Source organism: Monashia sp. HAY1-2A, from assembly GCF_056755315.1.
In genome coordinates this window covers 1-234 of record NZ_JBNDHY010000493.1, presented here as the reverse complement: position 1 = coordinate 234, position 234 = coordinate 1, and the positions used below count along the sequence as shown (strand labels likewise).

The 234-nt window shown below is 67.9% G+C and carries 1 protein-coding gene; it reads right to left on the bottom strand.

Annotated elements, in window-relative coordinates; translation table 11 throughout:
* On the bottom strand, positions 1–234 hold a 234-nt coding region (locus tag ACPYOM_RS22845; RefSeq protein ID WP_481347716.1), incomplete at both ends, for a hypothetical protein.

Sequence of the window (234 nt, the reverse complement as noted above, 5' to 3'; positions counted from 1 at the left end):
CCCCCCCCCCCCCCCCCCCCCCCCCCCCCCCCCCCCCCCTCTCCCAAAAAAAACGACCCCCCCCCAGATTACTACGCGTCTCGTGGGCTCGGAGATGTGTATAAGAGACAGGTCTCGAGGCGTCCCGGAACGGCGGCGAGGTCGTGGTCACGGATGCTGCGGGTGAGCTCTTGGCGGCGGCCAGGGGTGGACCGAAGCTGTCTCTTATACACATCTGACGCTGCCGACGACGGA